41 protein-coding genes and 1 tRNA gene are annotated in these 22,251 nt (G+C 37.3%); 10 read left to right on the forward strand and 32 right to left on the reverse strand.

What is annotated here, in order from left to right:
* The 3 genes from IGI38_RS24330 to IGI38_RS24340 all read right to left on the reverse strand — a co-directional run.
* On the reverse strand, positions 1 to 963 hold a 963-nt coding region (locus IGI38_RS24330), incomplete at its 3' end, for a PBSX family phage terminase large subunit (RefSeq protein ID WP_438734535.1).
* Entirely contained in the window at positions 956 to 1,732 is a 777-nt protein-coding gene (locus IGI38_RS24335; protein WP_438734536.1) for a terminase small subunit, read from the reverse strand. The genes IGI38_RS24330 and IGI38_RS24335, both read right to left, overlap by 8 nt.
* Positions 1,733 to 1,750: 18 nt before the next feature.
* Positions 1,751 to 1,975 (reverse strand): hypothetical protein, encoded by a 225-nt coding sequence (locus IGI38_RS24340; protein WP_438734537.1) that lies wholly within the window; start codon positions 1,973 to 1,975, stop codon positions 1,751 to 1,753.
* 1,004 nt (positions 1,976 to 2,979) lie between these two features.
* Here IGI38_RS24340 and IGI38_RS24345 point away from each other — a divergent pair.
* Positions 2,980 to 3,249, forward strand: coding sequence for a DUF3892 domain-containing protein (locus IGI38_RS24345; RefSeq protein WP_438734538.1), 270 nt, complete (start codon positions 2,980 to 2,982; stop codon positions 3,247 to 3,249).
* Positions 3,250 to 3,263: 14 nt separating this feature from the next.
* Here IGI38_RS24345 and IGI38_RS24350 read toward each other — a convergent pair whose 3' ends face one another.
* The 6 genes from IGI38_RS24350 to IGI38_RS24375 form a co-directional block, all read right to left on the reverse strand.
* Positions 3,264 to 3,416: a hypothetical protein gene (locus IGI38_RS24350; protein WP_438734539.1), complete on the reverse strand. Its 153-nt coding sequence runs from the start codon at positions 3,414 to 3,416 to the stop codon at positions 3,264 to 3,266.
* Between the two features lie 260 nt (positions 3,417 to 3,676).
* Complete coding sequence (locus IGI38_RS24355) at positions 3,677 to 4,096, reverse strand: transcriptional regulator (RefSeq protein ID WP_438730436.1); 420 nt, start codon at positions 4,094 to 4,096, stop codon at positions 3,677 to 3,679.
* Between the two features lie 201 nt (positions 4,097 to 4,297).
* On the reverse strand, positions 4,298 to 4,564 hold the full coding sequence (locus IGI38_RS24360; RefSeq protein WP_438734540.1) for a hypothetical protein: 267 nt from the start codon (positions 4,562 to 4,564) through the stop codon (positions 4,298 to 4,300).
* On the reverse strand, positions 4,561 to 4,734 hold the full coding sequence (locus tag IGI38_RS24365) for a hypothetical protein (protein WP_438734541.1): 174 nt from the start codon (positions 4,732 to 4,734) through the stop codon (positions 4,561 to 4,563). The genes IGI38_RS24360 and IGI38_RS24365 overlap by 4 nt, the downstream gene beginning before the upstream one ends.
* Positions 4,731 to 5,186: a YopX family protein gene (locus tag IGI38_RS24370; RefSeq protein WP_438734542.1), complete on the reverse strand. Its 456-nt coding sequence runs from the start codon at positions 5,184 to 5,186 to the stop codon at positions 4,731 to 4,733. Before IGI38_RS24370 ends, IGI38_RS24365 begins: the two co-directional genes overlap by 4 nt.
* Positions 5,187 to 5,689: 503 nt before the next feature.
* Positions 5,690 to 5,899, reverse strand: a complete 210-nt coding sequence (locus tag IGI38_RS24375) for a hypothetical protein (RefSeq protein ID WP_438730439.1) — start codon at positions 5,897 to 5,899, stop codon at positions 5,690 to 5,692.
* A 91-nt stretch (positions 5,900 to 5,990) separates the two neighbouring features.
* Between IGI38_RS24375 and IGI38_RS24380 the strand changes: the two genes are divergently transcribed.
* Positions 5,991 to 6,563 carry a hypothetical protein gene (locus IGI38_RS24380; RefSeq protein ID WP_311822107.1) on the forward strand — a complete coding sequence of 191 codons (573 nt, stop codon included), beginning with the start codon at positions 5,991 to 5,993 and terminating at the stop codon, positions 6,561 to 6,563.
* Positions 6,564 to 6,787: 224 nt separating this feature from the next.
* The gene (locus tag IGI38_RS24385) at positions 6,788 to 6,991 is read left to right on the forward strand and encodes a hypothetical protein (protein ID WP_137603056.1); all 204 of its coding nucleotides are present in this window, start codon (positions 6,788 to 6,790) and stop codon (positions 6,989 to 6,991) included.
* On the opposite strand, the gene IGI38_RS24390 is transcribed toward IGI38_RS24385, so the two are convergent.
* From IGI38_RS24390 to IGI38_RS24465, 16 genes are all read right to left on the reverse strand, one after another.
* Positions 6,981 to 7,121: a hypothetical protein gene (locus tag IGI38_RS24390; RefSeq protein ID WP_438727113.1), complete on the reverse strand. Its 141-nt coding sequence runs from the start codon at positions 7,119 to 7,121 to the stop codon at positions 6,981 to 6,983. The genes IGI38_RS24385 and IGI38_RS24390 overlap by 11 nt on opposite strands.
* Positions 7,122 to 7,158: 37 nt before the next feature.
* The gene (locus IGI38_RS24395) at positions 7,159 to 7,407 is read right to left on the reverse strand and encodes a hypothetical protein (RefSeq protein WP_438734543.1); all 249 of its coding nucleotides are present in this window, start codon (positions 7,405 to 7,407) and stop codon (positions 7,159 to 7,161) included.
* Positions 7,404 to 7,754, reverse strand: a complete 351-nt coding sequence (locus IGI38_RS24400) for a hypothetical protein (RefSeq protein ID WP_438734544.1) — start codon at positions 7,752 to 7,754, stop codon at positions 7,404 to 7,406. Before IGI38_RS24400 ends, IGI38_RS24395 begins: the two co-directional genes overlap by 4 nt.
* A gap of 310 nt (positions 7,755 to 8,064) precedes the next feature.
* Positions 8,065 to 8,238 (reverse strand): hypothetical protein, encoded by a 174-nt coding sequence (locus IGI38_RS24405; RefSeq protein ID WP_438734545.1) that lies wholly within the window; start codon positions 8,236 to 8,238, stop codon positions 8,065 to 8,067.
* Positions 8,239 to 8,291: 53 nt separating this feature from the next.
* Positions 8,292 to 8,501 (reverse strand): hypothetical protein, encoded by a 210-nt coding sequence (locus tag IGI38_RS24410; protein ID WP_438734546.1) that lies wholly within the window; start codon positions 8,499 to 8,501, stop codon positions 8,292 to 8,294.
* On the reverse strand, positions 8,498 to 8,797 hold the full coding sequence (locus IGI38_RS24415; protein ID WP_438734547.1) for a hypothetical protein: 300 nt from the start codon (positions 8,795 to 8,797) through the stop codon (positions 8,498 to 8,500). The genes IGI38_RS24410 and IGI38_RS24415 overlap by 4 nt, the downstream gene beginning before the upstream one ends.
* The gene (locus tag IGI38_RS24420; protein ID WP_438734548.1) at positions 8,794 to 9,078 is read right to left on the reverse strand and encodes a hypothetical protein; all 285 of its coding nucleotides are present in this window, start codon (positions 9,076 to 9,078) and stop codon (positions 8,794 to 8,796) included. Before IGI38_RS24420 ends, IGI38_RS24415 begins: the two co-directional genes overlap by 4 nt.
* A 1-nt stretch (position 9,079) precedes the next feature.
* A complete protein-coding gene (locus tag IGI38_RS24425; RefSeq protein ID WP_438734549.1) occupies positions 9,080 to 9,976 on the reverse strand; it encodes a DnaD domain-containing protein in 897 nt (298 codons plus the stop codon).
* Positions 9,977 to 9,978: 2 nt separating this feature from the next.
* Positions 9,979 to 10,728 carry a putative HNHc nuclease gene (locus IGI38_RS24430; protein WP_438734550.1) on the reverse strand — a complete coding sequence of 250 codons (750 nt, stop codon included), beginning with the start codon at positions 10,726 to 10,728 and terminating at the stop codon, positions 9,979 to 9,981.
* A 14-nt stretch (positions 10,729 to 10,742) separates the two neighbouring features.
* Positions 10,743 to 11,366 carry a DUF669 domain-containing protein gene (locus tag IGI38_RS24435; RefSeq protein WP_438730479.1) on the reverse strand — a complete coding sequence of 208 codons (624 nt, stop codon included), beginning with the start codon at positions 11,364 to 11,366 and terminating at the stop codon, positions 10,743 to 10,745.
* Complete coding sequence (locus IGI38_RS24440) at positions 11,367 to 12,032, reverse strand: AAA family ATPase (protein WP_438734551.1); 666 nt, start codon at positions 12,030 to 12,032, stop codon at positions 11,367 to 11,369.
* On the reverse strand, positions 12,029 to 12,529 hold the full coding sequence (locus IGI38_RS24445) for a hypothetical protein (protein WP_438730485.1): 501 nt from the start codon (positions 12,527 to 12,529) through the stop codon (positions 12,029 to 12,031). Before IGI38_RS24445 ends, IGI38_RS24440 begins: the two co-directional genes overlap by 4 nt.
* Positions 12,516 to 12,644, reverse strand: coding sequence for a hypothetical protein (locus tag IGI38_RS24450; RefSeq protein ID WP_438730487.1), 129 nt, complete (start codon positions 12,642 to 12,644; stop codon positions 12,516 to 12,518). Before IGI38_RS24450 ends, IGI38_RS24445 begins: the two co-directional genes overlap by 14 nt.
* A gap of 1 nt (position 12,645) precedes the next feature.
* Positions 12,646 to 13,308: a polymer-forming cytoskeletal protein gene (locus IGI38_RS24455; RefSeq protein WP_438734552.1), complete on the reverse strand. Its 663-nt coding sequence runs from the start codon at positions 13,306 to 13,308 to the stop codon at positions 12,646 to 12,648.
* Between the two features lie 12 nt (positions 13,309 to 13,320).
* Positions 13,321 to 13,491: a hypothetical protein gene (locus tag IGI38_RS24460; protein WP_438734553.1), complete on the reverse strand. Its 171-nt coding sequence runs from the start codon at positions 13,489 to 13,491 to the stop codon at positions 13,321 to 13,323.
* The gene (locus tag IGI38_RS24465; protein WP_438734554.1) at positions 13,478 to 13,654 is read right to left on the reverse strand and encodes a hypothetical protein; all 177 of its coding nucleotides are present in this window, start codon (positions 13,652 to 13,654) and stop codon (positions 13,478 to 13,480) included. Before IGI38_RS24465 ends, IGI38_RS24460 begins: the two co-directional genes overlap by 14 nt.
* A 429-nt stretch (positions 13,655 to 14,083) precedes the next feature.
* Here IGI38_RS24465 and IGI38_RS24470 point away from each other — a divergent pair, with 429 nt between their 5' ends.
* Both IGI38_RS24470 and IGI38_RS24475 read left to right on the forward strand, forming a co-directional pair.
* The gene (locus IGI38_RS24470) at positions 14,084 to 14,335 is read left to right on the forward strand and encodes a hypothetical protein (protein ID WP_438730519.1); all 252 of its coding nucleotides are present in this window, start codon (positions 14,084 to 14,086) and stop codon (positions 14,333 to 14,335) included.
* A 159-nt stretch (positions 14,336 to 14,494) separates the two neighbouring features.
* A complete protein-coding gene (locus IGI38_RS24475; protein WP_438730508.1) occupies positions 14,495 to 14,734 on the forward strand; it encodes a hypothetical protein in 240 nt (79 codons plus the stop codon).
* On the opposite strand, the gene IGI38_RS24480 is transcribed toward IGI38_RS24475, so the two are convergent.
* Positions 14,724 to 14,879: a hypothetical protein gene (locus IGI38_RS24480; RefSeq protein WP_438730510.1), complete on the reverse strand. Its 156-nt coding sequence runs from the start codon at positions 14,877 to 14,879 to the stop codon at positions 14,724 to 14,726. The two genes, IGI38_RS24475 and IGI38_RS24480, sit on opposite strands and share 11 nt — an antisense overlap.
* A gap of 86 nt (positions 14,880 to 14,965) precedes the next feature.
* On the opposite strand from IGI38_RS24480, the gene IGI38_RS24485 reads away from it, so the two are divergent.
* Entirely contained in the window at positions 14,966 to 15,130 is a 165-nt protein-coding gene (locus IGI38_RS24485) for a hypothetical protein (RefSeq protein ID WP_438734555.1), read from the forward strand.
* A 22-nt stretch (positions 15,131 to 15,152) separates the two neighbouring features.
* On the opposite strand, the gene IGI38_RS24490 is transcribed toward IGI38_RS24485, so the two are convergent.
* The 3 genes from IGI38_RS24490 to IGI38_RS24500 are packed head-to-tail and all read right to left on the reverse strand — an operon-like array spanning position 15,153 to position 16,419.
* Positions 15,153 to 15,290, reverse strand: a complete 138-nt coding sequence (locus IGI38_RS24490) for a hypothetical protein (RefSeq protein ID WP_438730516.1) — start codon at positions 15,288 to 15,290, stop codon at positions 15,153 to 15,155.
* Positions 15,291 to 15,312: 22 nt separating this feature from the next.
* Positions 15,313 to 15,639 (reverse strand): MarR family transcriptional regulator, encoded by a 327-nt coding sequence (locus IGI38_RS24495; RefSeq protein ID WP_438734556.1) that lies wholly within the window; start codon positions 15,637 to 15,639, stop codon positions 15,313 to 15,315.
* Positions 15,640 to 15,651: 12 nt separating this feature from the next.
* The gene (locus IGI38_RS24500; RefSeq protein WP_438734557.1) at positions 15,652 to 16,419 is read right to left on the reverse strand and encodes a phage antirepressor KilAC domain-containing protein; all 768 of its coding nucleotides are present in this window, start codon (positions 16,417 to 16,419) and stop codon (positions 15,652 to 15,654) included.
* 73 nt (positions 16,420 to 16,492) lie between these two features.
* On the opposite strand from IGI38_RS24500, the gene IGI38_RS24505 reads away from it, so the two are divergent.
* On the forward strand, positions 16,493 to 17,113 hold the full coding sequence (locus IGI38_RS24505; protein ID WP_438734558.1) for a hypothetical protein: 621 nt from the start codon (positions 16,493 to 16,495) through the stop codon (positions 17,111 to 17,113).
* Positions 17,114 to 17,231: 118 nt separating this feature from the next.
* Here the strand turns inward: IGI38_RS24505 and IGI38_RS24510 are convergent, their stop codons facing one another.
* A complete protein-coding gene (locus tag IGI38_RS24510) occupies positions 17,232 to 17,468 on the reverse strand; it encodes a helix-turn-helix domain-containing protein (RefSeq protein ID WP_438734559.1) in 237 nt (78 codons plus the stop codon).
* A 160-nt stretch (positions 17,469 to 17,628) separates the two neighbouring features.
* Between IGI38_RS24510 and IGI38_RS24515 the strand changes: the two genes are divergently transcribed.
* From IGI38_RS24515 to IGI38_RS24525, 3 genes are all read left to right on the forward strand, one after another.
* Positions 17,629 to 18,381, forward strand: a complete 753-nt coding sequence (locus IGI38_RS24515; protein ID WP_438734560.1) for a S24 family peptidase — start codon at positions 17,629 to 17,631, stop codon at positions 18,379 to 18,381.
* Between the two features lie 70 nt (positions 18,382 to 18,451).
* Complete coding sequence (locus tag IGI38_RS24520) at positions 18,452 to 19,441, forward strand: DUF3644 domain-containing protein (RefSeq protein ID WP_438734563.1); 990 nt, start codon at positions 18,452 to 18,454, stop codon at positions 19,439 to 19,441.
* 213 nt (positions 19,442 to 19,654) lie between these two features.
* Positions 19,655 to 20,797, forward strand: a complete 1,143-nt coding sequence (locus IGI38_RS24525; protein ID WP_438734561.1) for a tyrosine-type recombinase/integrase — start codon at positions 19,655 to 19,657, stop codon at positions 20,795 to 20,797.
* A gap of 295 nt (positions 20,798 to 21,092) precedes the next feature.
* On the opposite strand, the gene IGI38_RS24530 is transcribed toward IGI38_RS24525, so the two are convergent.
* Together IGI38_RS24530 and IGI38_RS24535 are read right to left on the reverse strand one after the other, a co-directional pair.
* On the reverse strand, positions 21,093 to 21,632 hold the full coding sequence (locus IGI38_RS24530; protein ID WP_438734562.1) for a PBECR4 domain-containing protein: 540 nt from the start codon (positions 21,630 to 21,632) through the stop codon (positions 21,093 to 21,095).
* Between the two features lie 373 nt (positions 21,633 to 22,005).
* Positions 22,006 to 22,079 (reverse strand) — tRNA-Ile (locus IGI38_RS24535).
* Positions 22,080 to 22,251 lie beyond the last annotated feature (172 nt).

The following is a 22,251-nucleotide window of genomic DNA, read 5'->3' on the forward strand; positions in this document are numbered from 1 at the left end:
TGAAAGGTCGCTAGGCGCCTTTTTTACTGCTTTTCCTTGTGGTGAATAGTAATACATATTCAAAAGTATTACATTACCTTTAGCTGTTAATCCGAAGCATAGACAAACAGTAGCCGATGTTTGGTGCCCAACGTCTGTAGCGTAGTATAGTGCTACTATCCGATCATCATCGGGCAACTCATCTAATTCATGAAATAGATTCATATTATAAACATTAGTTCCCAAACCAATTACTTCGCCTAAAAACATCCATCGATAATAATCATAATCATTTTTCTTATAGTTTTCTATTTCATCAAGATACTGCTGAGATAGAAAGCCTTGAACATCGTCTTTGTAAGTTGAATGGTGGATTAAAAAATCATCACTTGCTACTTTCTTCTCTATCCATTCATTTATCCATTCATAAGGATTTTTGGGAGGGTTCCAAGAATAAATCGTTTGAACCTTCTTACCATCGGGTATTTTTGCACGAGTGTAACTAAACCTTACTGTGTCTATTTCTTCTGGCCCTTTAAATTCTGCTAGTTCCTCAAACCATAGCCAACGAACATACCCTTTTGCTATTTTTTGAGATTTCAGCTTCATGGGATCATCCAATCCGTAAAAGTAAAATGCAGTGTTTGTCTGCTTATGAATAATACGATATGGGCTTGTCCTGAATTTGAACTCATCTTCGAGCTGCAATTCATATATGGCCCATTTAATTTGTTCGTACACGCTTGTTTCAAGTGTATTAGCCACTTTCCTAATTATCACCGCATTGGCATTGTCATCTTCAATAAATTCGGTCACAAGTTTTAAACTCACTACTGAGCTTTTTGTCGATGCACGACCGCCTTTTAAAGCAATGTTCCCTTTTCCACTGTCAAACACCTCATCGAATGCAGGGTTAATCAAGTCGCTTATATCAATTACTAAGTCCTCCTCAGTAATCTCATTCTCATTTATCATTTTAACCATCAGTATCACCACGTTTAGAACGAGTAATAACTACACGTTGGTTATTAGAGTCAGATTCAGCATCTTGAATGAGATACTTCATTAGTTCGTTCATAGCTTTTTGCTTATCATGCAATTTGACCGAAACCCCATCACGTCCTTGTGATATTTCTTTTACGAGCTGACCATCGAACTCATCTGAATTTTTAGCAGTAATAGTATTGTAGTAAAGGTATACTTGCTCCCCGTTTTCATCTTTAACGAGTTGACCTTTGCCATCCACTGCTTTAGTCCTTTTACGATCAGACGTAATCACATCATTTATATCTGCTTTCCACTGCTTTGCGTAGTCTGCTATGATGTCTTGTATTGTAAAAAACTGCTCTTGTTGCAATTCGGCTTTTAAATGTCGGAGTTCCTCTTTTACACTAGCTTTTACTAGCAAGCGGCTTCCGTTTGCATTGGCCGTATTGTAATCGCATTGATAAGCTTGCTGATATGCCTTAGTAGCATTAAAGTGTTGCAAATAAAAAAGACAGAACATCTTTTGTTGTTCTGTCAGATCGTCATTATCAATCACTAGTTTAGGCGTTGCGTCTTTTGTAACGTTACGTGTAACGCTACGTTTCGTTTCAGAGGGTTTAATCCCTAATGATTCATCCCATTTATACCTGGATTTCCATCCTCGTACCGTTCCCGGTGACGCGTCTATTTCTTTAGCGATCTCGATTAATGGTTTTTCTCCATTGCTCTCTTTGTATAATTTAAATGCTACTTCTCGTTTTTCCACATCTGCGCCACCACCTCTCTATATGTATTTTCTGATGTTCTCTTGTACATGGTCATCTTTCCAATGGCCGTATCCACAATAGACTAGCTTGCAATGATCAATCTCTACTGGTGTTGCATCCCTGGTCATTTCTACGATTGAATACTTCGCCTTCATCTGAACAGACATCACTACACGTTTAAACTGTCCTTTCATCGGCAGCGGGTATTTATTGTTTAATGACACGTACCAGTATGTTCTCATTATTCTCGTTCCTTTTTCTAATGAATTGTAAGCGCTACGATGTTACACTCAATTTTGGAGTGGATCCTTTATAAATATTTGTTTTTTCCAACTTTGACTGCTGCGGAAACAGCGGTCTATTTTTTCGCTCTTGAAAAGTATTATTTCCGAAGATATAATTATGTTGCTTCTTACATAAGAGGACCGTTGCGGAAACAGCGGCCTTTTTTATATTGCCAAGAAATTGTCGGCATAGTATACTTAGGTTGCTAACAACCTTAATTTTTTTTATTATCTCTCTGACCACTGTTACCCGACGGTGGTCTATTTTTGTAGGCAAAATAAAACAGCCTCACGTAGAGACTGCTACTTCCACTTACCACATTTTGAACATTCTTCATAATAACTGAAGGGATAACATTTTATACAATGTGTTTTGTAATTGTGGCGACAACTAACTTGTTGATTCCAGAAACGAGATAAAAAAAGAATTAAATCACCAAACATGAATATCTCCTCCAAAATAAAAAGACCGCCGAAACGATCTTGATTACGTATAACGTCCCCGCTTGGGACACTTCGTTGAGAGGTGTGCGGGGTTCTATTTAAATTAATAAGCAACCTACTCCATTATGGAACCCACTGTTTATCCATGCCTGGCAGATGGGAATGCTCGGTTGCTATTGACGTGGCCGGATTCGAACCGACATTGACCTACATAGCCTCTAAAGAGGACACACGTCAACTTGGAGGAGCTACCTCCTAGCATGCTGTTTGAGATTGTTTATCCAAGCAAAAGCCCTGGGATAATTCAGTGGTCTGATTGCCTCATGCTTATTGCTCAATCTCTAAGTCACTGGCAAGGATTCGAACCTTGCATGATACCTACCCTAATTTGAGCTAAGCTCCGCCCTTAACTGGTATCCTTTGGAAGTCTAGCGCGTCTACCCTTTCCGCCACAGTGACATAATTATGTTGTCAAACATAACGCTCGTTGTATAATAAATATTAAGGAGGTGATAGAAATGGCATACAGAATTACTCACATTAGAACTTCTGAGAATTACGTGACTTCTACAGACAAAATCACTCAGGTGAAATTAGAAGGAGGCACTATAGAAACAGTAGAACAAGTAGTCCGTTACTTAGATATGCATATGGAATACTACTACACTACTACTGCTTACTCAAAAGCTCAGGTGGAATCAGTTCATCCAACATTCGGGAAGCCCTATATTAGAACCAGGGCAAATCATACAACAAAGGATAATTTGTTAAACTTGCCGAGATTCTAATGTTTGAACTCCCGCTATTTCTTTACGGGAGTTTTTGTTTTGTATTTGAAGGTAACTTCTGTTTCCGTGTAACCATTTTTCTTCTCTTCGTTACTTTGACTCCATTCAATAGGCGTAGCTTCTTTGTTGTCTAATAACTCTTGAAGCTTCTCTTCATAAGCCTTCATCTGTATACCCTCCTTAATATTCAATTATAAATAGACGGCACGTTGAGCTTTAAAGGAAATGAGTGCTTTTCACTTCCTTCTTTTATTTTTTGTGTGCCGCCATTAAATCCACCAAGCTAGACGTTTTTATGTTAAGAGGTATAAGGAGAAACTTCATGCCAATAAAGTTAGTTTGAGTCGTCTGCTTGGCGGATTAATTCATAACTCTCTGATAATACTATTTTAGGGTATTGACAAGCGGAATAATACCGCTTTTTTTCTCATTCTGGTAGTATTCCACGTTGTTTTGCCAAAGTTTCTAGTATCTTATATCTTTTACGATATACACTGCCCGTTGAACAATGAACTTGTTCTGCTATTTCCGTCCAACCAAGATAGTCACTATCGCCCCACATAAATTTATCGACAATTTCTTTTAGTTCGTCACTAAGCAATTCATAGGCATTAGTAATATCAGCATACAACTTTGAGTAATATAGGTAGCTCTTGTTGTCTTCTCTCTTAATTAAATCAGTCAGAGCTTTTTCTGTATGAGTTTGACTACCCTTAATCCAAGAATTTGCATCTTCTGGTTTCCACTCTCTAGCAACCAAAGCCTCGGCTATTTTACTTGGTATCTTTTTATATGATCGGAAGTCCTCTTCCAAATCCGCTAATTTAGTTTTAGTTAATTCTGCCATTCCATAACCTCCGCATATTTGATATAATTGACTGACAGGTCAATTATGTTTTCTGCGCTTGGTTAAGGAATCGAGCGCTTTTTTGTTGTATAATAATCCTGAGCTAGAGAATGTCATCCTCTCAGTGATGTTTATGAATAACCCCTAGCTCAGGGACTGTCGGGTGGAAGCGGCAGTCTTTTTTGTATGCTATTGGCGACGTTAGTGGATCTCTCGAACATACTCCTCAACTTCTTTCCAGTAGTGCTTACTGTCTTCTGGCATCAATGAGCTGTCCCAAGTGTAATAAGGCTTCGAACGTCGGACAGTATACGTTTTGTATCCCTCTATCGGTCTCTTTTCTTTAAATATAAGACCGACGAGTCTTCGTCTCCTGATTTTAGTTCGATTTTTCCCTGAAAAAGATTTATTCCCAAACATACCTAAATACGTGAATGCTTTATCTGGTCCCCAAATCTTCTTTTTCATCCTTCCACCTCCAACAAACCTGGATTTACTTCCCTAATGGTTGACTCATGAATTGGTGGATAAGCGAGATTATGATCTGTAATCAAATCATATTTGCGCTCTCCACATTCGCAGTGACCGCACAAAACAACTTTTAACGTATGCTGCTCGATTAGTTCTTTTAGTTTCATTCTATCGCCTCCAACAACTCTGGATTCTCATAGATGTTTCCGATAATTTTGAAGTCTTCAACTGATCTACAGATACATACATCAAAACCGGTTCTCTTCAACTTGAAACATCCATCAGCAAATACAACAAAATCAATTTCATCTATTTCTTCGAAGAAGGCATCAATATATGCGCCGTTTTCATCTCTTTGATTGATCTGTTCGGAGTCTAAAATGTGTACAATATCCCCTTCGTAAATCTCCACGCCGTTCTTGTCTTTTAGACCTGTTGATTGCATGAACTCGATGTCTTCAAAATCAAATATTTCAGTAAAGCACTTTTTACCTTTTAAATCGTCTCTCTTTACTAAGCATTCCATTCCTAAAAAGTCGGGTTTTGCACCCGCGACTACTCCGTCGGGATGGTTGGATAAAACTCCTGGTTTTACCCAAGCTCTAAACTTTGGTATCATATTTTTCCTCCTTGCTACCGTTCGCGGTTGAAACACGTATTTCTCTATTGATAAAATCAATTTGTCTAAAGGAAATAGACACCGAGCTAGGTAACTAACTGACAAATTAGCTTCCCCCTTAGCTCTGAGACTGCCGTCCCACACCGCGGCAGTCTTTTTTTATACCTTCTTTGCCATTCGCGAATTGTATAGTACCGTTCGCGGTTGCTTTGACAATACATTCTGTTGATATAATCTCCTTATCAGTGAGTGGTCCACTGAAATACTGATAAGGAGATATTTTATGCCTAATTACATTTGTAATAAGAATGCTGACGATAAAGGCCGGCACGAAATCCACACAGATTCATGCACACATTTACCTTTACCTAAAAACCAATTGACTGTTGGTTACTTCAGCAATTGTCAAGAAGCCATAAATCATATGGTTCGAGTCAACCCTAATGGTAATTATAATTTTGATGGCTGTTACTTCTGTTGCTACGCGTGTCACAAAGGCTAAATTATTGAGGAGCAGTTACCGCTGCTTCTCTATTTTTTTGTACAATGGATCGGTATTTCTCAACTGAGTGGTATTCAATTACTTGCTCTAAATGCTTCTTGTACACTTTATTAACAGCTTCTGCTTCCAGTAATTGCGCCTCTAAATTCTCACAATAATCTAGTAGTTGTTCTCTGCTAAAGTCTTCTATTCCATTAGTTATTTTTTTCATTTATTTTTCCTCCTCTAATGCTTCGGTTACCGGAACTTTTATTTCAGTCTTTATAAATGGTACAATTCTTAAAAAAGGAGTCTTAATCTATATGCACCTATCTGTTTCCGATACAATTCAACTCATATCAATAGTTCTTTCGGCCTTATTAACAATAGTTTCCTTGGTAATTTCTGTTAAAGCATTAAAGCAATCTCAAAAATCAATTGAGCTTACAGAAAAATCAATTCTTGATTCCAATCGACCGTATGTCGTAATTTACAGAGATTACATCCAAGTATCTTCCACTGTCCACGAATATGTGATAATCAAAAACTTTGGAAATACTGGTGCTATCATTGATCAAATACTCTTTTCGCCTGTGCTTTTAGACGATATTAGAGGTAAAAAAATATTTGAGCACATTTCAGGTACTTTCATAGCACCAGGGCAATCAATATCTACTGTTTCATCTGTGAACGTTTTTAAAAGAGAGAAGGACTTACCTGACACCAATATTTCCATTACCTATCATGATGATATTAAAAAATATGAAAATCGGTATTCGTTTAGTGATAATATCCTCCATGACATTTCCGTTTCTAAAACCAATCCATCAAAGAACAAATCAATTCAACAAATCATGACTTCAGTCACTGAAGAAATATTAAGACGGCAACTTTAAGAAGTAGTTTCTACTTCTTTTTTAATTGATAAATTGACCATATTAGCGCAATAATCTGTGCAATAATTATCAATGTAATTATAAGAATGAAAGTCATATGCGAATACCTCCTTGATAGGCTGAGTTAGCCTTCTTTTTAATTACAATCGTTTTGTAAATGCTTTATTTGATATAATCTCCTTATCAGTGAGTGGTCCACTGAAATACTGATAAGGAGGTGCCTAATGAAAGATGATATTACTTTAAATTCATTCCCATCGAATAGAGTTGAAGCACTAACTATGCTTTATTTACAGCAACAAGATTTGAAAGATCTTTCTCCCGAAGAGCTTACAAAAAAATATTTTGAAGTTTACAAAGAAGTGCGACAATCTATTCTAAAAAAAGGTTCTAGAGATGAGGATCGCTATCTACAAATTAATCTTTAAGAATTGAAGCTAATCTCGCTATGGAATTCGAGTATTCTATTAATGCTTCAGGGAATACCTCTACTTTTGACTTGTTGGACAATAAAATAATTTGTTGTTCAACAAGTTCTTTTATTTTTTCTTCTAACATTATTTTCCTCCTTAATTGGTGTGGTTAGTGAAACTACTTATCTTGCATCCACTAACAAATTAATAACCCCATCTGCTAATTCATCGTTGATCAAAATTTTATAGCCGAAAGCATGTGAATAGTCAATTAGTCCCTCAACTCTTTGAACTGATATTTCCTCACTCATTAAAGTCAAGGTTTTCTGATTCATTTCAAAACGTAGGTGACGACTAGCCCAACCAAAATCCTTAGCATACAATCGAACCAAATCAAACTGCATTTGATCTAATTTCTCTTTTGCATTCATACGTTTTCCCCGACGTTCCACTCACTTCTTAGGCCGTATAGCAGCTTAACTACGACTAACATTTCTCCGGGCGTTCCCATCTGATTAAACCACTGTCTTGCTTCCTCGGTCATTGGCAGCCATTCTTCAACAGCACCCAACTGATACTGTTTTTTACACTCTTCATCGTCATAAGCCAAAATAGCACTTATGCAGCCAAAGAAAGACAAACCGTCCTCAGACTGTTTTCCAAAATAATTAATCCGGTCTTCTACTGCTTTTGGCAGATTATACTTAGGTGGTTCGATTTTTCCGTCTACGATTTCAAACCCGAAAACCGCATTATGGGCTTTGATTAGTTCATCCATTCAAATCATCCTCCTTGATACCCGTCGTTAATGGAACTAACTCCAACTATATTTTTCTTCTTGTTTACCACATTTCTTGCAGTGTCTTATTTGAGTTGGAAAAACATCTCTCACTCCTTGATTCGTACACCACAAAGTAAAATCATGGCGGCACACTTTACATCTAACTCTTTCAAGAAAGGATGGAGTAGCGAACCATCCCCATTGCCACCCGTCTTGCTCGAATCTCGCATGTTCCAATGTTCCAAAAATCAAATGGCGCGGATAATCGTCCATACCTTCCCCTCTTTCCATTATGTGATTTCCTCCATTAGTGGAACTTTTTAGCATAGGCTATAAATTCATCTACTGTGATATTTTGTTCTTTTAGCAGAGGTTCCAACTTATCCATGTTCCAACCAGATTTCTTTTTGAACTGATCGTCAAAATCTACATAATTTTCAAAAGCCTGTTTCTTAAATTCTTGAAATTTTTCTTCATTCATTTGATATATCCTCCGCCATTTTTTCTCTTCTAATGCCCCAGTTCGCGAAGCTTTTACTCGTGTTCGTCGTAATAGTAAGACACCAAATCAATGACATCTTGCATTTGCAGCTTCTCTTTTGCGAAATAATGATTTGCTTTCAGGATATACCCAACACGTACAGCCTTTGTCGGGTACTCCTTCGCAAATTCTGGTGTCATGTCATCCAGAAACTGACGGACTGCTTTCTCAACGACCTGACGTTTTCTGCTGGTGATGTTCATTTCTGCACCCCCACATAGCGATAGCTTTTTCCGAAACTATCCGTTCCGTTCTGTCTTGCTAAATTTTTGATATAGGTTTCTGAAAGAGGTGTGCGTTTAGCAATCTCGTCGCACGTTCCGGTTAAGATGATTTTATTTTCGATGCTTACTTGGATAATCTTTTTCGGACGGCTAGAAACTTTATGCCATATCTTTTTACCTAACGCTTCGGCTTCTTCCTGAATCGTCTCTTCGTTCCAATAATTTGGGTGTGCCATCAACGCTCTAAATCGTTCTTTATCGGTTAGATTACTCATGCGATCACCGCCTTACGTTGCAGTCTTTGACGCATCTCTTCTGCTTGTTTGCGCCATTCGGAATACCCCCGTTTTTGTAAATCGCTGTATTCATATCGATCGTTATAAACAGCAAGCCAATATATCTCCATGTATCGACAAAAATGATCCTTTGATTCTTTGGCGTCTGGTTTCAACTGTTTCATAGCTTTTTCAAAGCGGGTAAATGTTCCCGACAACTTTTCTCGGTAGTCATCAGGTAACATCGAAGTGATTAGGTCTGCTAATTCTAAATCGGTCATTCTACCACTCCCCCAAACTGTGAATGTATTGTTCTAAGGCTTGTCGATCACGCTCGTTTAGGCGCTTCTTAGCCACGTGTTCCTCAAGCGTCAGATTGGGATTAAAGCGCAGTTCGCCTTGGTAGTACGTGTACAATGTTTTGCCGTAGTCAGTGGCTGGTTTTTGTTGAATAGACTGCTTTTTGTCTTTTGACTTAGCGTAATGACCATCAAGGTGTCTCTTGACTTTTTCAGCAGTATCAAGCTTTTTGCACTCCCAGCTTTTTAAAATTTTATCTAGATAGTTGTAACTTCTAGCATCGTTTTTCAACATTTCATCGATAGCTAAAATCACAATCTCATCCTGACCCTTAAAGTCTCTGACCCAGTAACCGATTGATTCCAACACCATGGGTGCTTCTGCTGGGTTCACTTGATTCAGCCAATAGTTACAAGCGCTGTATTCTGAATTAAGATCTAGATTATATTCAGAAGAACCAGTTAAGTCTTTGTCTAGTACTTGTCTAGTACTAGTAAGATCTTTATGTTCTACCGTTTGTGATACAGGTTGTGAAACCTTCTGTGATACTCCTTGTAAACCAGCTGTGTTACTGTTGGTAAACCGTTTGTTATACAAGCACGTAATTTTATATTGTGGTTTATCAGAATTTTTCTTTCCTTGCCGATAATCAATGAGGCCTAATTGAATTAGACTATTACGAGCTTTAGCTAATCCAGGAATAGAAAGCCCAGTAAGATCGGTAAGTGCCGAATTTTTCAAAGGAAACCAACAATCTAATTTGTCTTCATCGTTCGCGTAGTCCAATAACTCGCGATACAGATTATTTTGACCGATTGAGATATCGATTTCGTTTTGTTTCAATTTACGGTACTCTCGTCTTTGTTTAAAATAGTCCAAAGTTAAACCTCCTTTCTATTGCGCTGCTGTCCTTTTTTTGATTCTAAATTATTTTGATCATTTAATTCTTTAATCTGCTTCTTATTCATGATTCCTATTCTAATAAGATCGTCATCATCTAGATAAACCGGATGAACTTCAAACTTATTCATAAACTCTGAAATCCCTAATGTATGAATCATCGTATGATGTCTTCGACATAAAGCTGTCAGCGGTAACTTTCGATGATCAACTTGATTTCTTTTTCTATTCCCAACAGCTTCTAAATGGTGAATGTCTGCATGCGATTGTCCGCAGACGACGCATTTTCTATGTTTACAGCATTGATAAAAATAGTATTGTTGCTTCCGTGGTAATAACTCATAAGATTTCGGAAAAGGAACATTCCACTCAAACATGAAATCTATAACGATTTCTAATAAATGGTTCACATCTGATACTGAGGCATCAGATGCGTCCGATAAGCTGATTTCCTTATAGAATTTGAGAATGTATTTTGCTTTAAAGTAATCAGATAACTGTGTTTCTGATGTTCCAGACCACAAGTAGATATCTCTCATCAATGGCCAATACAACTTACGTTGTTGCTCTGAAAACCTTCTAGGATCGGAAATAATCAAACCACCAATCACATTGTTCAAATCGCCAGAGAAAATAGTTGATAAACGCTCCACATCCAGCGATTCAAACAATTGAACTGACAGTACCCGATTCGTTTCATCATAACCAATGAGCTTAAAGGGGTATTTCATTTAAATCACACTTTCTAAAATGGAAGATCATCGTCAGAAATATCGATTGACGATCCGCCAAAGCCACCATTCGCAAAACTTCGCGTATCTCTGACTGGATCAACACCAGTCAGTGTATCTTGGAACGTATTGTTGTGAGCAACCATATTAGCAGCGCTGTCGATTTGATTTTGCCGTTGTTGGGTCATCTGTTGTTCGTTTGGTCGAATTACACCGTTTGGCTTGCTTCCTTCAGGATCAGTTTTCTGTTGGCGTTTAACATTCAAGTTCCACTTGCCGTTATAATCACTTTTCTGCCATTCAACAGCTATATTTAGTTTTTTCCCTTTTACTGCTTGAACTAAGTGTTGAAGGGTCTCGATTGGTGTGCCATCCGGAACTCCAATTGCGGCTAACAAAGTGTTGAACCGTTTCGTTGAAAGCTCTACGTCTCCGTTATCCCAGACGATGTTATGATACAAAACTTTCCCTCCGGCATATTTGCCGTCTACAACTTCATAATTAAGTACGGCCATTTCTTTTGTTCCGTCATTAGTAAGCTTGTACTCAGAATCTTGAAGGATCACTACATTGTAACTCCCAGCTTCTTCTACGAATTTTCCGAACACATTAGTTGAATCTGTAGTAAATAGAACCATTTAAATTACCTCTTCCTTTTTGATATTTATTAATTCATTGGCTTCGATAAGTTTTCGATTATCTAAGCGATTTTTTGCATGATTACCATTCTCTGGATCTAAATCAATTAGGCGCTTGCCACCGTCAATATAAATCCGACCTACTACATCAAACATCAAAGTAAACGCATTGAATGTTTTTTCGTTCATGTCTGCGCTGAATCGGCCTTTTCCATCTAAACCTGCCACGCCGTTATCAAGTTGATGAGCGGTCGCATAAATTGTTTTATTGCTCTCTCTTAATCGAGTTCCTAGCTGTCTAAACCATAGTTGTAACTTTTGATAGTTCTGACGTCCGTCTTTTGACGCACCATCTATATTTTCCAACACAAGATTTTGCAAAGCTGTTACATTATCCAGAATGATGACATCGTATTCTGGCTTGCTTAACGCACTGTATACCCATTTATTTACTAAAGCCTGAATATTTGGTGCATCATGACTTTCTAATTGAACAACTGAGGTATCCTTATCCGATCTAATCACATTGGTAGAAAGGTCAAAACTAAAAAGCATTTTATTCCCTTGAAACAGTTTGGTTAATGATGTTTTACCAGTGCCTCCATCACCGTAAATCATGTACATACTGGCTTGTTCTGGTACGGATCCGTTAGGATAGAATTTCATTTTTTCACCTTCACTTTCGGCTCGATTCCTTTCACATCAGCACTCAGATGCGGTATCAATTGTCCGTTCTCATCAACAATTTGGTTCTCATCGGTTAAATGGAACACTTGATCTGCTACCAACTTTTTTATGTCCAGTTGAATTGGACTGTACTCCGTTTTCTCTTTGATTAACTCCGGATGCTCCTTTTTCATATATTCAATAAACCGCTCTTTTTGTTCTTTATCTTTCGGCAATTGCAGTTTGTAATAGGACGGTTTGGTTAAATCAGGATGCTTTTTAGATACAATAAAACTTTCAGTCTCGATTTCTTCTTGATCGCCTAGTTGCTCTAAAATCAAATACTTCACTGATTCAATTTCTTGTTCATATTCCTGATCAATTTTCGTTCTCACCGCTTGTAATTCTTGAATTTTTTCCGTGTGCTCTTTGTATTTCGTTAATTTCTCTTGTTCTAGTCGCTCTAGTTGCTTGGTTAAGTGTTCAAGGTTCGTCATCCTCGTCATCCCATCCTTCCATGTTTCTAGGTGGTTCCTGTCCAGCACCTTGAATTACATTTGTAAAAGCTTGATTATCAAGATCGGATATTGCAGTGTCGTAATCAAAACTCATGTCAAGCACCTTCTTCACTTATCTCATCAATACCAAATCTCAACTTAATAAACTTAATCGCTGCTCTGTACTCTTCACCGTATCGACTGTTACCGTGAGTCTTTTCAACCGCAGCTTCAAAATCGCATAGTGTTCCGCTAAAACATCCACGACTGACAAATAGCCCGCCATTTTTATTTCTTGCAACAGTCAACGTTCCGTATTCTGAACCGACAGGGGTTATCCATAAAATTCCGCTAATATCACAGACCCAAGCGTCACCATAGACCCGAGCGTCACCATAGACCTGAGCGTCACCATAGACCCGAGCGTTACCACAGACCTGAGCGTCACCATAGACCTGAGCGTCACCATAGACCCGAGCGTTACCACAGACCCGAGCGTTACCACAGACCCAAGCGTTACCACAGACCCAAGCGTCACCATAGACCTGAGCGTCACCATAGACCCGAGCGTTACCACAGACCCGAGCGTTACCACAGACCCAAGCGTTACCACAGACCCAAGCGTCACCATGCTGATTTATGTTTTCTTCTTTCTCGACGAATCCGCCAAGTTCACCTTCGTCAACATTTCCGAAGCTTTTTAAAGCTTTAATCCGATATAGTGTTCGTCCAAATCTTTCGATTTTTTCATCTGTTAGTTCAAATTTTTTGTTATTCATGGTATATTCTCCTTAGATGTATTCCTTTATGTGCTCACTAATTGCTTGCTGGCGTAGTGAGCTTTTTTGTACCTTGAACATTTCATGCCAAGTTTTTTGACACTCTCTTACTTGTTTAGCTTTAATGCCGGACCAATTATCTTGTAACCATTGGTTTGCTGACTCATAGTCAAATGTTTTCATGCTGTTCAATCCCTTCGAATGGTCTTTTTGAAAAATCACTAGCAAAACAGACAACCCTGACAGCTAGTATTAGAACTACCGTAGCTACAAAGTGATCACGACCTACATAAACCAGAAATATTGAAAATGCTGCAATGAGCATATTTTCTAAAAATGCGATCATTTCAAACTCCCTTTCTGTTGTATACTTTTCTTATCAGCAAGTGGTCTGCTGAAATAACTGATAAGGTGGTGAAAACTATGTCGATTAAATATCCATTCATATATTTTTGTAACCGTTCCCCTGGCGATAGCGGTAAACTTACCATTCATACATCACAATGTCCGTATTTAGATAACGAGCCAGACAGGGTATACATTGGTATTGCCCCAAGTCCCTCATTCGCACTAAGCCGAGCGGAAAAAGTGTTTTCTCCGAAATTATTTATTCTTTGTCCTAAATGTTGCCGTGAAGATGATTTCGAACCGTAATCTTTGCTGGGGCGAGTAGATGCTTGCCCCTTTTTGTTATTATTTGTTCCGTTTTCACCTCATTGTTATAATTAATTATCAGCACTGCCATGCTGAAATTTATTATTGGAGGTGAAATCATATGAATCAAATAAAATACGAGTATCACTTCAATGACAACGATCATTTCATAGAAACTCCATTTGTTAAAAGTGATTCTGACGTAATCAGGACGTCGATAGATACCCCTGAATTACAAGGTGCGTTCTTTAAGTATCCAAAAGGCATTGAAGTTTTGGTGATTAGCAACATTACAGAAGGTAAAGTTGCGTATTACACAAACTGTCCTTTGAAAGAAATCGCTCATAATCGCTTTATTTTCGATGTTTCTTAAAACCAAAACCAGCTTTCGACCATTCCCATGTTCCGCTTTTCATGGGGATGGTTATTTTTTCTTTCTCCATTCTCTCCACCTCCTTTGTAAGTTTTAGTTTTGTTATTATTTGTTCCAATTTCACCTCATTGGTATACTGAATGTTGGGAGGTGAAATATATGAATCAAATAAAGTTTGAAATCAAAGGCGTTAATGACGATATGTTCACAATAAATGGCATCACTAAAATCATTGCATACCCGTCAGAGTCTGAAATATCTATAGATGATATAAACTTAGATACTTATACGTCCTTCAAATTCTTTTACTCTGGTTATCCCGATGAGCAGAATAGAATTGAGGAAAAACAATTGATTGTGAAAACTAACGATATTATTTACATGAAAATTAAGGATTAAGTACCGCCTTCAATGACTCTGCTAATGCTGACACCATTTCAGAGTCATTGTTTCTCGCTGCCTGTTCGTAGTGTGTGATAACTGCGTCAAGCACTTTAATCTTCGCCTCCACTTTCAATTCGTGGATTTTTTCTGCCTTCTCCATTCTCTCCGCCTCCTTTGTAAGTTTTAGTTTTGTTATTATTTGTTCCAATTTCGCCTCATTGTTATACTGGGTTGGGAGGTGAAAATATGGCTGATATTAAAGATATAAATTACGTTGTCAAACAACTAGCGGAAGAATTTAGTGTATCCGATGAGTCTCAACCGGTTACTTCGTCGCAGATGATTAACATGTTCGCTAGAAGTCAAGAGCTTTATAAAGAAAAAGCTGAGTTTGACAAAAACAACAAGTAATTTTTTTGGGATAAGTTCGGGCTTATCCCTTTTTTACTTCGTATTGCATTCCTTCGGCGTTGAACGTCCAAATTCCTGTTTTGCATTCAATTGTTAATTTCGTTGGATTTTCTTTGTTATCTACTTTGATAACGCCCTTTTCATTAGTTGATTCGATCATGTTATCCCTCCTTTGTTAGGTTTTAGTTTTGTTGCATGGCTCTCATTTTCCAATTCAACTCGTGGTTATGAAGTTGTTCGCCGTCGTAAAAAGCTTTCGCTTCTTCTGCCTCGTCGAGCTTAAACTCTAATTCGCTGCCACGTTTTCCGACAGATTTAACTCCAGCCTTTTTGAGTTTTTTATCCACTGTACCAACCGTGCATCCCCACTTTTCAGACAATTCAGCTTTTGTGAATAATGTTTGTTTAGACTTGGCAAAATACGTCTCCTCAAGAATTTTCAATTTCTCGTCAACCATTTCATCAACCATTTTCTCGATCACGTTCGCTAGTTCTTCGGATAGGTTCATGGGTTTCACCTCCTAGGCTGTTTGCTTACAAAATTTGTTTACAAAGTAAATCTGGCCTTTGCCTGTAACTAACGGTGTGAATCTCGTCACTATTTCACCGTTGCTATTCGTGTGAAAATTCTCCCGATATTCAAACAACCCTCTATCTAACGCTCTTTGGGTCGGTTTGTTATAATGACCGTTTCCTTTACCTAGATAACCATTCTCTCTTAAATAACGAAACAGTCGATTTTGACCTATATTAATGCCTTTTTGTTTCAGAAGAACGGACAAATCCTTGACCAAGCAACTATTCGTGCTTCCGTTCACTGCATCAAAGAACAGCGCCTTGGGTTCTAGTTGCTGTATCACAATATCTTTTTGCTTCAATTGTTCCCCAGCTTGCAACAGTAGGTCAGCTAGTGAATCAGGATTCGTTGTGATTTCCGTTGCTTTCTGGTCAGTAAGGTAAGCGCCGTGTTTTCTGATGGATGGCAACACTTCTTTTGTAATCCAGCGCTGAAATTTCTTTGCTGACGGAAGACCGCTTTTTATCGCTAATGAATATAGACCTGATTCATTGATTCCAGTAAGCCCTCGATTAGGCATATTTTCTAAAGTAACGATTCGTGACGTTAGAATAATTTTGTCTTCTGGGTCTACATGATCGTTTAGAGCCTTTCTAGAATTTGAATATCCTAGCAGTTCTGCAATTTCTTTCCCTACAAAATATGGTTCATCATTAATTAAGATCGTTTGAACTTCGTGTTGTTCAAAATTGAAAATTTGTGGTGCGTTCATTCCTCTCACTTCCCTTAACTGTTTGTTTTTCACCTCGTTTGATATAATCGGTTTGATTGGAGGTGAAAACTGAATGAAATTGATTGACCTTTTAAAAGAACTATTGTTACCTATGACATCACTAGTTTTTTCTTCTTTTGCTTTTGGTTTTACTTTGAAAAATGAATTAGAGAAAAAAATGAATATAACTGTTGATTTCTTAGAAAACTCATTAGTCGAGTGGCTGGTTGACCGTGAATCTAATGAAGAACCTGATGTATATCATCAAGCGAAAATCAGATTTTTACCTACTGTAGCAATCACAAATCGTAGTTCTTTGCCAATAACCATAACAGGATTTGTTCTGGATAATTCCATAAGATTTACCAAATTTTCTAGATACGGGCGTTTCTATCAAGTAACAATTCAATCAAATAAAAAGCTACATTCTAGTGGAGTCATAAGCTATGGTGGAACAAATAAGGTAGTAGCGATGGACTTGGACGAAAACGCTGTGTTGCAACCGCCTGTCCTATTAAAACCATACGAATCCTTAGTAGGTGTGCTTTTCTTTGCCTATGAAGATTCTCTAGTCGGTAATACTCGCTTGAGTGTTGTTACTTCCCGTGGTAAGAAGGTGTTTCAAATACGCATTGCGAAACAATTAGTCTCCCAATTGATAACTGACTATCGCCCTCCGCAACTAAACAGATAGTTTCCGGAAGAATTCCTTCTTCATTTACAAACTCTCCTACAATTTCGTCAAATGCTTTCACAAGGAGACTTCCAGTCACTTGTGGAAGTTTTTTTGATTTTTCGATTCTCTCCACCTCCTATGTGGGTTGTTTCGGATTTTCCGAATCGTCAGACAAAAAAATTTCGTTAATTGACACATCGAGAGCGTTGGCGATATTTTTTACATTCTTATAACTAGCATTTCTTAATTTGTTAATGTCACTTTCGTAAATAACTATCATTCTCTCTGTAACGCCAGCCCTTATTGCTAGTTCCCTTTGTGTCATCCGCTTTTGTCTGCGCAAATCGTAAATGCTAGCTTTTTCTTTGTTCATTTTATCGCCCCCTTTCATCTTATAAACCTATTATATACTTCGGATTTTCCGAAGTCAACACTTTATTTCGGTTTTTCCGAAACTAATTTCAAGAAAAGTATTTCATTTTATCCGAATCGATGTTATATTAGATGTAGCTTAATTTTAGGAGGGATAAACAATGTTTGCTAAAAATCTTAAATATTTACGTGAAAAGAATGCTATGGAACAAATTGAATTAGCAAAACGTTTAGGAAGAAAAAGTTCATCGTCTGTTAGCGAATGGGAAAAAGGTAAATATACTCCTAAAATTGGCGTTATAAACGATATTGCTGAAATTTTCAGAGTTTCAATTTCCGATTTAATGGATAAAGATTTAACGCAGGCATCCACCACCCTATCCCTCGTAACCAAAGCCACCGCCAAACTAGATGAAAGTAGACAAACTATTGTTCTTAACGTTGCTAGAAAAGAGCTCGCCGAGCAAGAGCAAGAAAAACAAAACAACGTCATTTCCATGGAAACTTACAAAGAAGGAAGACAAGGTGAAGACCGAGGAGGTATTGGCGCAGGCGTTGGGGTGAACAACTTCTATGAGGATATAACAAATATAGAAGACCACGAATGGCCGTTGATAGATATTCCTGATGATGCACCATATGATTTTGACTGGGTTTACACAGCTTCTGGGGATTCGATGGAACCTGTGTACAAAGATGGGGATATCGTCTATGCGAAAGAGTTAGATGCTTATGAGCGTTCTAATATCATGACTGATACAATTTATGTTGTCCGAGTAAATGGCGAATCCTTTTTAAAGAAATTTCGCTTAACGGAAGAAGCTGCTTATCTTGTGTCGCTTAACCCGAAATACGAAGATATTCGGTTGTCATCAGATGATTCTGTTAAAATTGTTGCGAAAGTTGTGATGTAATCAATCATCTTGCCTATTACGCTGGTGAAGATGATGAAATATATATTATTGGAAAGGTTGTGAATTAATGGTGGAAAATCTTTCAGATAGATTAGTGGATAAGAGTATAGAAGCTTTCATTATGGGTTTAGAAATTTACAATAAACCTACCATACGTTATAGAATTGAAGGGTTTAGTTTTTTTATTTGTAATGCTTGGGAGTTAATGTTGAAGTCCTACCTAATAAAGAAGGTAGGAGAACAGTCAATCTACTATAACGATAAGCCTGATAGAACTATTAATTTAGAAAATGCTGTCAAACTTTGTTTTACTAATGATAAAGACCCTCTGCGGAAAAATATTGAACGTATCATTCAATTGAGAAATACTAGCACCCATTTTATTACCGAAGATTATGAGCAAATTTACGCACCTTTATTCCAAGCTTGTGTGATTAATTACACTGAAAAAATGATAGAATTTCATAGCATCGACATTACTACCTATATCGCTCAAAACTTTTTAACTCTTAACGTCCGATTGGATACTCTAACTGACTCTGAATTAAAGGCTAAATATTCCAACGTAATGGCTGAAAGAATGATTAAAGAGCGCAACGAAATTGCGCTTGAACAACAAGTCGAAAATTCAAGCTTTTCAATCCCTGTTGAAACTACATTTTATATCACTAAAAACAAAGAAAATGCGGATTTATTTGTAGGTATAGACAAAAATGCGGATTCAAAAGTTCAAATTTTGAGGGAAGTAAAAAACCCTAACGACATATATCCTCTTGCAACTAAAAGGCTAATTCAACTGGTAAATAAACGTCTAAAAAGTAATAATATCAGAATTAAAAAAATTGTTTGTGGAGAATTAGCCGAAGGTGTTTTTACCACAGCGGATTTCCAGTTATTTAATTCTTTCTATGATATCAAAAGTCAGAAACACTATTCTTTTTACTACGAACTAACTGACAGATATAGCTACTCGCCTAAATTAGTTGACTTTATATTTGAAGAAATAAAAAAAGATCCTGAAAATATCATTCAGAATCTTAAAAGCAATCTTAAAAAATAAAAAAAGAAGATAACCCCAGGAGCAAAGGAATTCTCGTCTCACAGACTTACTCCCATTCGGGAACCCAGCTTTATCCTTCTCAAGTTTCTTCTCTATAGTTATTATACAAAAAAAATATATATTTGTGAAGTAATTTGAGGGAATTAATTTGTTTAGCCTTCGGGCTTTTCTTTTAAAATAGATGAGAACGTACATTCGAAAGGACGTGATGTTATGACGAACATCAAAAAGTATACCAAAAAAGACGGATCAACCGCCTATCAGTTTAACGCATATCTAGGTGTTGATCCGTTGACTGGGAAAAGCAAACGGACAACCAGACGTGGATTTAAAACGCAAAAAGAAGCAAAATTGGCACTTGCTCAGTTACAGATTGAAGTTGAGTCGCAAGGTTTTGCTAAACAGGATTACAGCACGTTTAAAGACGTTTACGATTTATGGTTTGCGCAGTATAAGAATACGGTGAAACGCTCATCAGCACATCGAATACAATATTATTTTGAGCAACAAATTCTACCGGAATTTGCACACTTGAAGCTGAATAAAATCACTTCTGCGCATTGTCAAACCGTCGTCAACCAATGGAGCGAACAATACAAGAGCTATAAGGCGATAAAAATGTATACTTCAAAGATATTCTCGTTTGCAATTCATCAACAACTACTGAAAGACAATCCGATGGATCGCGTCATTACGCCAAAAAAGCAGCGGCAATTAAAATCTAAAGATGAACAGAACTTTTTAGATAAAGATCAATTAAAAGACTTCCTTTCTTGTGTCAAAGATAACGAATCACAACAAATATATACTATGTTTCATGTCCTTGCATACACTGGTATACGCCGAGGGGAACTGTTAGCACTAACTTGGAGTGACATCGACTTTTCAGAAGAAATGATTGTCATCACAAAAAACGCAAACTATGTAGAAAACGAAAAGTTTATATCGACAACAAAAACCACCGCCTCTGAACGGTCAATTTCGTTGGATTTCGATACTATTTCCTTTTTAAGACACTGGAAATTAGAACAAAAGAAGTTGTTTCTCAGCAGAGGTATTAGGATTAAAACAGACAATAAGCAACTTGTGTTTTCCGATGTTCAAAACGGTTTATATTATAAAAGTATTCTTCAAAGTATCTTGGCAAAGTCCGCCTATAAAAAGTTCAAAATAACTACTCATGGTTTTAGACACACCCACGCAAGCTTATTATTTGAGTCTGGCGCAACCATCAAGCAGGTTCAGGAACGATTAGGGCATACAGATGTAAAAACGACTTTAGATGTGTATGCCCATGTCACCAAGAACGCAGAAAAAGACACTGCAACTAACTTTCTAAAATATATGAAATCCTAAAAATGGTATTCAACATGGTATTCAAATCAAACAAAAACAGCGATTACAGTTGATACAAAGCTATTTATAAAACTAAGAATCTGATTCATATCATCAGGAACTACCCATAATTTGAGTTTAATTGAATCGTAAACAACTGTCAAATCAACGTTTCCCGACTAAATCAACACGTTTCAAATCGAATGAATACCACTAATTTGGTATTCAAATGGTATTCAATTCTGCCCCCACCGCTCAGCCAGTCTGGGCGGTTTATTGTTGTGGTATACTGAAAAAGCCCGTGCGTGAACACGGACTACAAAATAGAATGTTTTTCTCTAGTGTTCTTATCAATGTAATAAATTGAAGTCACCGAATAACTTTTTCTAAATGACTTTGACCGTCCTTTATTGCTCCTTAAATTAATTAGAGAATTTGGAACTGAATATCCATTTTCAGTATATAAACAAGTCATGGCAAAAATCTCTCTATTAGTTCTGAGTCCATAATCAAATTGTAAATTCACGAAGTTTCCTCGTTCACATACCCTTATTTTATCAGTCAATAACAAATCAATTTGATCTAAACAAAATTGTTTCTGCAATATTTTATTTTTATCTTCACTAAATATTACGGCTTTTTCAACAACCTTGTGTCTTTTCAGGTCATCTACAAATCGCTTAGCTCCCCTAGTGTAAGAGATACCGCATAAATGGCAAAAATGTTGCTTCTTAAAAGCAATTTCTAAAACTTTCTCTCGATTTCCACATTGATATTCAAAAGATACTCGTTTTTCTAAAAAGTGTTTCTCAAAAAAATTCCACGCAGTTAACCATGATTTATAAGGTAATTTCATTTCACACAAAAGCTGGGGAATTATCCCCAGCCCTTTCTGATTTTAATGTTGTCGCCCAACTGCACCTGAAAAGTGGTGCATCTAGTTTTTCTGTTGCTAGCCAACCATTACGAGACACTGCGAAAACAGCTCGTAAAACGATTTTTTAGATGTCAGAAAACATCTGCTTGGAAAGACAGAGAAGTTTTCAGCAGACCCTCTGTTCACAATTAATATAACATTAGCTAAATAAATTAGCAACAACCCTACTCTAAAATTCATTAATAAAACGGCTATCTAACAAGAATCAGGAATAACCAGAACGAACTGGTAGCGTATAATCAAGTGTGAGCATAATTGTTAACACAAAGTTAAATAACAAAATGAGAATTTATGTACCCCATAGGACTCGAACCTACGACCGACGGATTATGAGTCCGTTGCTCTAACCAACTGAGCTAAGGGTACGAAAAAGTGCCGACCGAGAAGCTGGGCGCAACCGATCGGCATGGACTCTTCAGGTTAGTATTGATGAGATACTAACCATGTTGATTATACAATACTACTCGATAATATGACAAAAATTTAGTACTTAAACCCTTTAATATGTGCTGGGTTGATACCGACATCTTTCGCCTTG

It is taken from the genome of Enterococcus sp. AZ128, from assembly GCF_051714485.1.
Classification (GTDB): domain Bacteria; phylum Bacillota; class Bacilli; order Lactobacillales; family Enterococcaceae; genus Enterococcus_A.

What these genes read in the sequence shown, in the direction of transcription:
- IGI38_RS24340 (WP_438734537.1), bottom strand. Translation starts at nt 1,975, where the DNA reads ATGAGAACATACTGGTACGTGTCATTAAACAATAAATACCCGCTGCCG.
- IGI38_RS24480 (WP_438730510.1), bottom strand. Translation starts at nt 14,879, where the DNA reads ATGGAGAAGGCAGAAAAAATCCACGAATTGAAAGTGGAGGCGAAGATT.
- IGI38_RS24460 (WP_438734553.1), bottom strand. Translation starts at nt 13,491, where the DNA reads ATGAAAACATTTGACTATGAGTCAGCAAACCAATGGTTACAAGATAAT.
- IGI38_RS24450 (WP_438730487.1), bottom strand. Translation starts at nt 12,644, where the DNA reads ATGAGTTTTGATTACGACACTGCAATATCCGATCTTGATAATCAAGCT.
- IGI38_RS24505 (WP_438734558.1), top strand. Translation starts at nt 16,493, where the DNA reads ATGAAATTGATTGACCTTTTAAAAGAACTATTGTTACCTATGACATCA.
- IGI38_RS24380 (WP_311822107.1), top strand. Translation starts at nt 5,991, where the DNA reads ATGCACCTATCTGTTTCCGATACAATTCAACTCATATCAATAGTTCTT.
- IGI38_RS24415 (WP_438734547.1), bottom strand. Translation starts at nt 8,797, where the DNA reads ATGAGTAATCTAACCGATAAAGAACGATTTAGAGCGTTGATGGCACAC.
- IGI38_RS24440 (WP_438734551.1), bottom strand. Translation starts at nt 12,032, where the DNA reads ATGAAATTCTATCCTAACGGATCCGTACCAGAACAAGCCAGTATGTAC.
- IGI38_RS24400 (WP_438734544.1), bottom strand. Translation starts at nt 7,754, where the DNA reads ATGGATGAACTAATCAAAGCCCATAATGCGGTTTTCGGGTTTGAAATC.
- IGI38_RS24345 (WP_438734538.1), top strand. Translation starts at nt 2,980, where the DNA reads ATGGCATACAGAATTACTCACATTAGAACTTCTGAGAATTACGTGACT.
- IGI38_RS24530 (WP_438734562.1), bottom strand. Translation starts at nt 21,632, where the DNA reads ATGAAATTACCTTATAAATCATGGTTAACTGCGTGGAATTTTTTTGAG.
- IGI38_RS24420 (WP_438734548.1), bottom strand. Translation starts at nt 9,078, where the DNA reads ATGACCGATTTAGAATTAGCAGACCTAATCACTTCGATGTTACCTGAT.
- IGI38_RS24490 (WP_438730516.1), bottom strand. Translation starts at nt 15,290, where the DNA reads ATGATCGAATCAACTAATGAAAAGGGCGTTATCAAAGTAGATAACAAA.
- IGI38_RS24475 (WP_438730508.1), top strand. Translation starts at nt 14,495, where the DNA reads ATGAATCAAATAAAGTTTGAAATCAAAGGCGTTAATGACGATATGTTC.
- IGI38_RS24470 (WP_438730519.1), top strand. Translation starts at nt 14,084, where the DNA reads ATGAATCAAATAAAATACGAGTATCACTTCAATGACAACGATCATTTC.
- IGI38_RS24500 (WP_438734557.1), bottom strand. Translation starts at nt 16,419, where the DNA reads ATGAACGCACCACAAATTTTCAATTTTGAACAACACGAAGTTCAAACG.
- IGI38_RS24515 (WP_438734560.1), top strand. Translation starts at nt 17,629, where the DNA reads ATGTTTGCTAAAAATCTTAAATATTTACGTGAAAAGAATGCTATGGAA.
- IGI38_RS24350 (WP_438734539.1), bottom strand. Translation starts at nt 3,416, where the DNA reads ATGAAGGCTTATGAAGAGAAGCTTCAAGAGTTATTAGACAACAAAGAA.
- IGI38_RS24510 (WP_438734559.1), bottom strand. Translation starts at nt 17,468, where the DNA reads ATGAACAAAGAAAAAGCTAGCATTTACGATTTGCGCAGACAAAAGCGG.
- IGI38_RS24405 (WP_438734545.1), bottom strand. Translation starts at nt 8,238, where the DNA reads ATGAATGAAGAAAAATTTCAAGAATTTAAGAAACAGGCTTTTGAAAAT.
- IGI38_RS24365 (WP_438734541.1), bottom strand. Translation starts at nt 4,734, where the DNA reads ATGAAACTAAAAGAACTAATCGAGCAGCATACGTTAAAAGTTGTTTTG.
- IGI38_RS24395 (WP_438734543.1), bottom strand. Translation starts at nt 7,407, where the DNA reads ATGAATGCAAAAGAGAAATTAGATCAAATGCAGTTTGATTTGGTTCGA.
- IGI38_RS24485 (WP_438734555.1), top strand. Translation starts at nt 14,966, where the DNA reads ATGGCTGATATTAAAGATATAAATTACGTTGTCAAACAACTAGCGGAA.
- IGI38_RS24495 (WP_438734556.1), bottom strand. Translation starts at nt 15,639, where the DNA reads ATGAACCTATCCGAAGAACTAGCGAACGTGATCGAGAAAATGGTTGAT.
- IGI38_RS24385 (WP_137603056.1), top strand. Translation starts at nt 6,788, where the DNA reads ATGAAAGATGATATTACTTTAAATTCATTCCCATCGAATAGAGTTGAA.
- IGI38_RS24360 (WP_438734540.1), bottom strand. Translation starts at nt 4,564, where the DNA reads ATGAAAAAGAAGATTTGGGGACCAGATAAAGCATTCACGTATTTAGGT.
- IGI38_RS24355 (WP_438730436.1), bottom strand. Translation starts at nt 4,096, where the DNA reads ATGGCAGAATTAACTAAAACTAAATTAGCGGATTTGGAAGAGGACTTC.
- IGI38_RS24455 (WP_438734552.1), bottom strand. Translation starts at nt 13,308, where the DNA reads ATGAATAACAAAAAATTTGAACTAACAGATGAAAAAATCGAAAGATTT.
- IGI38_RS24375 (WP_438730439.1), bottom strand. Translation starts at nt 5,899, where the DNA reads ATGAAAAAAATAACTAATGGAATAGAAGACTTTAGCAGAGAACAACTA.
- IGI38_RS24435 (WP_438730479.1), bottom strand. Translation starts at nt 11,366, where the DNA reads ATGGTTCTATTTACTACAGATTCAACTAATGTGTTCGGAAAATTCGTA.
- IGI38_RS24525 (WP_438734561.1), top strand. Translation starts at nt 19,655, where the DNA reads ATGACGAACATCAAAAAGTATACCAAAAAAGACGGATCAACCGCCTAT.
- IGI38_RS24390 (WP_438727113.1), bottom strand. Translation starts at nt 7,121, where the DNA reads ATGTTAGAAGAAAAAATAAAAGAACTTGTTGAACAACAAATTATTTTA.
- IGI38_RS24430 (WP_438734550.1), bottom strand. Translation starts at nt 10,728, where the DNA reads ATGAAATACCCCTTTAAGCTCATTGGTTATGATGAAACGAATCGGGTA.
- IGI38_RS24370 (WP_438734542.1), bottom strand. Translation starts at nt 5,186, where the DNA reads ATGATACCAAAGTTTAGAGCTTGGGTAAAACCAGGAGTTTTATCCAAC.
- IGI38_RS24445 (WP_438730485.1), bottom strand. Translation starts at nt 12,529, where the DNA reads ATGACGAACCTTGAACACTTAACCAAGCAACTAGAGCGACTAGAACAA.
- IGI38_RS24410 (WP_438734546.1), bottom strand. Translation starts at nt 8,501, where the DNA reads ATGAACATCACCAGCAGAAAACGTCAGGTCGTTGAGAAAGCAGTCCGT.
- IGI38_RS24465 (WP_438734554.1), bottom strand. Translation starts at nt 13,654, where the DNA reads ATGATCGCATTTTTAGAAAATATGCTCATTGCAGCATTTTCAATATTT.